At 66.7% G+C, this 5485-nt stretch carries 10 protein-coding genes; all 10 read left to right on the top strand.

The window, feature by feature from the left end; translation table 11 throughout:
- The coding region (locus Q8R27_RS11440) for a hypothetical protein (RefSeq protein ID WP_305698818.1) at positions 1-116 on the top strand (116 nt) is incomplete at its 5' end.
- 126 nt (positions 117-242) lie between these two features.
- Positions 243-1070, top strand: a complete 828-nt coding sequence (locus Q8R27_RS11445) for a GIN domain-containing protein (protein WP_305699145.1) — start codon at positions 243-245, stop codon at positions 1068-1070.
- Between the two features lie 373 nt (positions 1071-1443).
- Positions 1444-1752 (top strand): 30S ribosomal protein S10, encoded by a 309-nt coding sequence (rpsJ, locus tag Q8R27_RS11450; protein WP_012521787.1) that lies wholly within the window; start codon positions 1444-1446, stop codon positions 1750-1752.
- 12 nt (positions 1753-1764) lie between these two features.
- Positions 1765-2520, top strand: coding sequence for a 50S ribosomal protein L3 (gene rplC / locus Q8R27_RS11455; protein ID WP_305596174.1), 756 nt, complete (start codon positions 1765-1767; stop codon positions 2518-2520).
- The gene (gene rplD / locus Q8R27_RS11460; RefSeq protein WP_305699146.1) at positions 2517-3155 is read left to right on the top strand and encodes a 50S ribosomal protein L4; all 639 of its coding nucleotides are present in this window, start codon (positions 2517-2519) and stop codon (positions 3153-3155) included. Before rplC ends, rplD begins: the two co-directional genes overlap by 4 nt.
- Complete coding sequence (locus Q8R27_RS11465; RefSeq protein ID WP_305699147.1) at positions 3155-3454, top strand: 50S ribosomal protein L23; 300 nt, start codon at positions 3155-3157, stop codon at positions 3452-3454. Before rplD ends, Q8R27_RS11465 begins: the two co-directional genes overlap by 1 nt.
- Before the next feature lie 4 nt (positions 3455-3458).
- Positions 3459-4295 (top strand): 50S ribosomal protein L2, encoded by an 837-nt coding sequence (gene rplB, locus Q8R27_RS11470; protein WP_305699148.1) that lies wholly within the window; start codon positions 3459-3461, stop codon positions 4293-4295.
- A gap of 3 nt (positions 4296-4298) precedes the next feature.
- Positions 4299-4577 carry a 30S ribosomal protein S19 gene (gene rpsS / locus Q8R27_RS11475; RefSeq protein WP_305596182.1) on the top strand — a complete coding sequence of 93 codons (279 nt, stop codon included), beginning with the start codon at positions 4299-4301 and terminating at the stop codon, positions 4575-4577.
- Position 4578: 1 nt separating this feature from the next.
- On the top strand, positions 4579-4959 hold the full coding sequence (rplV, locus tag Q8R27_RS11480; protein WP_305596184.1) for a 50S ribosomal protein L22: 381 nt from the start codon (positions 4579-4581) through the stop codon (positions 4957-4959).
- A partial coding sequence (gene rpsC, locus Q8R27_RS11485; protein WP_305699149.1) for a 30S ribosomal protein S3 occupies positions 4959-5485 on the top strand: 527 nt, incomplete at its 3' end. The genes rplV and rpsC, both read left to right, overlap by 1 nt.

Consider the following 5485-nt stretch of genomic DNA (forward strand, 5'->3'; position numbering starts at 1 on the left):
CGGAACTGGACGTTGAGCTGATCACCCCGATCGCCATGGACCAGGGCCTGCGCTTCGCGATCCGCGAAGGCGGCCGCACGGTGGGAGCCGGCGTGGTCTCCAAGATCGTCGAATAGGCCCACAAGCCCAAACGACCCGACCAAGGGGCCGCCGGAGACACCCTCCGGCGGCCCTTTTCGTCGGCCCATGGCCGCTTGCCCGCGATCGGCGTAGTCTGCCCGCTCATCCTTCGGGAGGCGCACATGCGCCAGTTGATCGCCGTCGCAGCCGCAGCCTTAGTGCTGGCGGGAGGCGCAGCTCGTGCGGACTCGGTCGAGATCAGGGACGCGGCGGCCCGCGTCGTGATCATCCCGGAGAACCGCCGCGACGTGCGGGTCGAGGTGATGTCGCGCAATCCCCGACTGCCGCTCACCATACGCACCGCCAAGGGCCGAACCCTCGTCGATGGGAATCTCGACCGCCGTATCCGCGACTGCCACGAGCGCGACGGCGCGATGATCGTCGACGTGGGCGGCGTAGGACCTGTGCGCTATGCCGACCTGCCCCAGGTGGTCATCCGCACGCCCATGGATGTCGCTGTGAGCGCCGGCGGCGCGGTGTTCGGCGACGTCGGCCGTTCGGCCAGCCTGTCGCTAGCCAGCGCCGGCTGTGGTCGCTGGACGATCGCCAACGTGCGCGGCGTGCTGAAGCTGGACCAGGCTGGGTCCGGAGAGATCCGCGCCGGCGGCGCAGCCTCCGCCCGCATTCGCGGGGCAGGGAGCGGCGACATCCAGGCCGGAGCGGTCCGCGGCCCGCTCAGCGTCGACCTGGCGGGATCAGGCGATATCGCTGCCGACGCGGTCCAAGGCGCCTTGAAGGTCAATGTGGCGGGGTCGGGCGACGTCGACGTGCCTGCCGGCGAGGTAGCGGAGATGGACGCGGTCATCGCTGGCTCGGGCGACGTGCGATTCGGCGGCGTGGCCGCCCGGCTGAAGGCGCGAATCGCCGGCTCCGGCGATGTGGTGGTGCGCCGCGTCACCGGCCGGGTCGACAAGACTGTGATGGGATCCGGGGCCGTCCGGATAGGCTGAGACGACGCATCGCGCCGGCCGAGGCTGGTTTCCGGGCTGTTCCGGCGAACTTGAGCACCGTGCTAGCCAAGTGAGGAAGATGTTCGGTGCGGGACGCGGTCGCTGGGCTTGACCTCACGCCGACCAGCGCGTATTGACCCGCCTCCTGTTGGACCGGCCGTAACCTCTGGGTTAGACGCGGTTCGCAGAACGACCCGAGGCAGTGTTCTACAACCAGTGTTTCGGGGAAGGGCCCTCGCAGTTCCGCGCGGGCCATTGTCGTTTTTGCGGACTTCGCGTTCTGGATCGTCGAAAGACGGTTCGGGTTCAGGTCTTTGAAATGGTCAAAGTCACGCGGGCGCCCCGCCGTCTGTAGGGAAACGAATAGAGCGATATGGATCGTCAGAACATCCGCATCCGGCTCAAGGCCTTCGATCACCGCGTGCTGGATCATTCCACCCGCGAGATCGTCAATACGGCCAAGCGCACCGGCGCGACCGTGCGGGGACCTATTCCCCTGCCCACCCGCATTGAAAAATTCACCGTCAACCGCTCGCCGCACATCGACAAGAAGTCGCGCGAGCAGTTTGAAATCCGCACGCATAAACGCGTGCTCGATATCGTCGACCCCACCCCGCAGACCGTGGACGCGCTGATGAAGCTCGACCTGTCCGCCGGCGTGGACGTCGAGATCAAGCTGTAGGGGGATCGGTCGATGCGTACCGGCGTGATCGCCAAGAAACTGGGCATGGCGCGCTTCTTCGATGAAGCAGGCAGCCACGTACCCGTCACCGTGCTCAGCCTCGAGGGCTGCCAGGTCACGGGTCAGCGGACCCAGGAAAAAGACGGCTATGTCGCGCTCCAGCTCGGAGCCGGCGCCAAGAAGCCGAAGAACACCTCAAAGGCCATGCGCGGACACTTCGCCAAGGCCGAGGTCGAGCCCAAGCACAAGATCGTCGAGTTCCGGGTGTCGGAAGACAACCTGATCGACGTGGGCGCCGAGTTCACCGCCGACCACTATGTCCCCGGTCAGAAGATCGACGTCACGGGGACCACGGTCGGCAAGGGCTTCGCCGGGGCCATGAAGCGCTGGAACTTCGGCGGCATGCGCGCCACCCACGGGGTGTCGGTGTCCCACCGGGCGCACGGCTCCACCGGCCAGCGCCAGGATCCGGGCAAGACCTTCAAGGGCAAGAAGATGGCTGGCCATCTCGGCCAGGAGACGGTGACCACCCTCAACCTGACCGTCTGGCGCATCGACACCGAGCGCGGCCTGATCCTGGTCCGTGGCGCGGTGCCTGGCACCGAAGGCTCCTACGTCAAGATCCGCGACGCGATCAAGGTCGCGCCGCACGCCGATGCGCCGAAGCCCGGCGCGTTCCGCAAGGCCGGCCAGGCCGCCGCTGCGCCCGTCGCGGCTGAAGAGCCTGCCGCCGACGAAGCGCCGCAAGCCGGGGGCGAAGACCAATGAAACTGGACGTCATCAAACTGGACGGCGCCTCGGGCGGTTCGATCGAGCTCCCGGACGACATCTTCGGCATCGACGAGATCCGCGGCGACATCCTGCAGCGCTGCGTCACCTGGCAGCTCGCCAAGCGTCGCGCCGGCACCCACAAGGTGCAGGTCCGCAATGAAGTCTCGCGGACCGGCACGAAGATGTACAAGCAGAAGGGCACCGGCGGCGCCCGTCACGGTTCGCGCCGTGCGGCTCAGTTCGTCGGCGGCGCCCGCGCCCACGGCCCTGTGGTCCGCAGCCACGCCTTCGACCTGCCCAAGAAGGTCCGTGCGCTGGCGCTTCGCCACGCCCTGTCCTCCAAGGCCAAGTCGGGCTCGCTGGTCATCGTCGACAGCGTCGTCCTCGCCGATCCCAAGACCGCGGGCCTTCGCGCCCAGCTCGGCAAGATCGGCCTGACCAACGCGCTGGTGATCGCTGGCGTCGAGGTGGACGGCAACTTCAAGCTGGCCGCCCGCAACATCCCCAACGTGGACGTGCTGCCGAGCGCCGGCCTGAACGTCTATGACGTGCTGCGCCGCCACACCCTGGTGCTGACCCGCGATGCGGTTGAAGCGATCCAGGCGCGGCTCGCCCAGAAGGAGGCCGCGTAATGGCTGAGCCCACCGCCCGCCACTACGACACGATCCTGTCGCCGGTGATCACCGAGAAGGCCACGCTGCTCTCCGAGCAGAACAAGGTGGTGTTCCGCGTGGCCGACGACGCCTCGAAGGTCGAAATCGCCGCCGCCGTCGAAGCGCTGTTCAAGGTCAACGTGACCAAGGTCAACACTCTGGTGACCAAGGGCAAGACCAAGCGCTTTAAGGGCCGCCCGGGCCGTCGCCCGGACGTCAAGAACGCCGTCGTGACCCTGGCCGATGGCCAGTCGATCGACATCACCACGGGGCTCTGATCCGATGGCCTTGAAACAATTCAATCCGACCTCGCCGTCGCGTCGCGCGCTGGTGCTGGTCGACCGCTCGGAACTGCACAAGGGCAGGCCCGAGAAGTCCCTCGTCGAGGGTCTGAACAAGAAGGGCGGCCGGGGCGGCGGCGGACGCATCGCAGTGCGTTTCCGTGGCGGCGGCGCCAAGCGCCTCTATCGCATCGTCGACTTCAAGCGTCGCAAGTTCGACGTCACCGGCGTCGTCGAGCGGCTGGAGTACGACCCCAACCGCACCGCGTTCATCGCGCTGATCAAGTACGCTGACGGCGAGCTGGCCTACATCCTGGCTCCGCAGCGCCTGAAGGCCGGCGACGAAGTGCTGGCGGCCGAGAAGACCGACGTGAAGCCCGGCAACGCCATGCCGCTGCGCGCCATGCCGATCGGCACGATCATCCATAATATCGAGCTGAAGCCCCTGAAGGGCGGCCAGGTCGCCCGTTCGGCTGGCGCCTACGCCCAGCTGGTCGGCCGTGACGCGGGCTACGCCCAGATCCGGCTGAACTCCGGCGAACTGCGCATGGTGCAGGACAGCTGCATGGCCACGGTCGGCGCGGTCTCCAACCAGGACCATATGAACGAGGTTCTGGGCAAGGCCGGCCGCTCGCGCCACAAGGGTCGTCGCCCGCACGTTCGCGGTGTCGCCATGAACCCGATCGATCACCCGCACGGCGGCGGCGAAGGCCGCACCTCGGGCGGCCGCCACCCGGTCACCCCGTGGGGCAAGCCGACCAAGGGCCGCAAGACCCGCACCAACAAGACGACGGACAAGTTCATCATCCGTTCGCGTCACGCCAGGAAGGCTCGCTAAGGCATGACCCGCTCTGTCTGGAAAGGCCCGTTTGTCGACGGTTATCTGCTGAAGAAGGCGGAAACCGCGCAAGGCTCAGGCCGCAAGGATGTGATCAAGACCTGGTCGCGTCGCTCCACCATCATGCCGCAGTTCGTGGGCCTGACGTTCGGCGTCCACAACGGCCAAAAGCATGTCCCCGTGTCGGTGAGTGAAGACATGGTCGGCATGAAGCTCGGCGAATTCGCGCCGACCCGGTACTTCCCGGGCCACGCCGCCGACAAGAAGGCCAAGAGGAAGTAGCATGGCCAAGCAAGCCAAAGAGCGTCGGCAAAAGCCGTCCGAGGCGATGGCCAAGGTGCGCACGCTGCGCATCAGCCCTCGCAAGCTGAACCTGGTCGCGCAGTCTATCCGCGGCCTGAAGGTGCAGCGCGCCCTGAACGAGCTGGAATTCAGCTCCAAGCGCATCGCCCGCGATGTGCGCAAGGCGCTCTACTCGGCGATCTCCAACGCCGAGAACAACCACAACCTGGACATCGACAGCCTGGTCGTCGTCGAGGCCTACGTGGGCAAGAACCTGGTGATGAAGCGCTTCTCCGCCCGTGCTCGCGGCCGCGCTTCGCGCATCGAAAAGCCGTTCTCCGAGATCACCATCGTGGTCCGCGAATTGGGTGAGGCCGCCTGATGGGTCAGAAAGTCAATCCGGTCGGGCTTCGCCTCGGCATCAACCGCACCTGGGACAGCCGTTGGTTCGCCGACGGCTCGGACTACGGCCGCCTGCTCCACGAGGACATCAAGGTCCGCCGCGAGCTGAAGAAGCGTCTGTATCAGGCCGGCGTCTCGCGGATCATCATCGAGCGTCCGCACAAGAAGTGCCGCGTGACCATCTATGCCGCACGCCCCGGCGTGATCATCGGCAAGAAGGGCGCGGACATCGACAAGCTGCGCAAGGATCTGTCGGCGCTGACCGAGGGCGAGGTTCATCTGAACATCGTCGAGATCCGCAAGCCCGAGACCGACGCTCAACTGATCGCCGAGAACATCGCCCAACAACTGGAACGCCGCGTGGCCTTCCGTCGGGCGATGAAGCGTTCGATGCAGAGCGCCATGCGCCTCGGCGCCAAGGGCGTCCGGATCAACGTCTCCGGTCGTCTGGGCGGCGCGGAAATCGCGCGGATGGAATGGTATCGCGAAGGCCGCGTGCCGCTGCA

Origin of the sequence: Phenylobacterium sp. (assembly GCF_030697305.1) — a bacterium.
GTDB lineage: Bacteria > Pseudomonadota > Alphaproteobacteria > Caulobacterales > Caulobacteraceae > Phenylobacterium.

What these genes read in the sequence shown, in the direction of transcription:
- Q8R27_RS11445 (WP_305699145.1), top strand. Translation starts at nt 243, where the DNA reads ATGCGCCAGTTGATCGCCGTCGCAGCCGCAGCCTTAGTGCTGGCGGGA.
- rpsJ (WP_012521787.1), top strand. Translation starts at nt 1,444, where the DNA reads ATGGATCGTCAGAACATCCGCATCCGGCTCAAGGCCTTCGATCACCGC.
- rplC (WP_305596174.1), top strand. Translation starts at nt 1,765, where the DNA reads ATGCGTACCGGCGTGATCGCCAAGAAACTGGGCATGGCGCGCTTCTTC.
- rplD (WP_305699146.1), top strand. Translation starts at nt 2,517, where the DNA reads ATGAAACTGGACGTCATCAAACTGGACGGCGCCTCGGGCGGTTCGATC.
- Q8R27_RS11465 (WP_305699147.1), top strand. Translation starts at nt 3,155, where the DNA reads ATGGCTGAGCCCACCGCCCGCCACTACGACACGATCCTGTCGCCGGTG.
- rplB (WP_305699148.1), top strand. Translation starts at nt 3,459, where the DNA reads ATGGCCTTGAAACAATTCAATCCGACCTCGCCGTCGCGTCGCGCGCTG.
- rpsS (WP_305596182.1), top strand. Translation starts at nt 4,299, where the DNA reads ATGACCCGCTCTGTCTGGAAAGGCCCGTTTGTCGACGGTTATCTGCTG.
- rplV (WP_305596184.1), top strand. Translation starts at nt 4,579, where the DNA reads ATGGCCAAGCAAGCCAAAGAGCGTCGGCAAAAGCCGTCCGAGGCGATG.